Below are 517 nucleotides of genomic sequence, written 5' to 3'. Positions count from 1 at the left end.
GACTACAAATCGATGGTGAAATACCACGGCGAGTACCTTATCTTCCCTGCAAACGAAGGTAACCAATTGGCTGAGATTCCTTTGAGCTTCCAAGCTTAATCAACTTCTCACAGCAGTAGAATTGAAATACGAAAGCATCAGGCGCTTGAAACGTCTGATGCTTTTTTTGTTACGTCACTCTGTGTTTAAAAGCGATATTTCCAATAGACGCCGCCATACAGACCTTCATAGCTTTGCAAAACGTCGCCCATCGTTCCGGTTTCGTTGTTAAACAAGTAATCCTCTTCTGAGTAGTCTTCATAACGGAGGTTAAGCTGCACGTTTTGATTTTCAGATACTTCATAGTCAGCGATGACTTCAAATCGATACGAGTTCGCCTCGTTATCAGGATATTGGTAACCACCAGATGTGGTTGAAGATTTACTGTCCGCTTGGCTGTAGCTGTAATCAAATGAGATAGAAAGTTTGTCGTCCAGCAGTCGCTCTTTACTCACACCAAAACCAATGGTTGTGATGT

At 42.6% G+C, this 517-nt stretch carries 2 protein-coding genes; one reads left to right on the top strand and one right to left on the bottom strand.

Annotated elements, in window-relative coordinates; all coding sequences use genetic code 11:
* The coding region (locus tag R7O13_RS30915; RefSeq protein ID WP_318305725.1) for a DUF2913 family protein at positions 1 to 99 on the top strand (99 nt) is incomplete at its 5' end.
* Between the two features lie 86 nt (positions 100 to 185).
* Here R7O13_RS30915 and R7O13_RS30910 read toward each other — a convergent pair.
* Positions 186 to 517: MtrB/PioB family outer membrane beta-barrel protein (locus R7O13_RS30910; RefSeq protein WP_318305724.1), on the bottom strand; the 332-nt coding region annotated here is incomplete at its 5' end.

The organism is Vibrio sp. Y176 (assembly GCF_033438945.1).
This window is presented reverse-complemented; position numbering and strand designations above follow the sequence as displayed.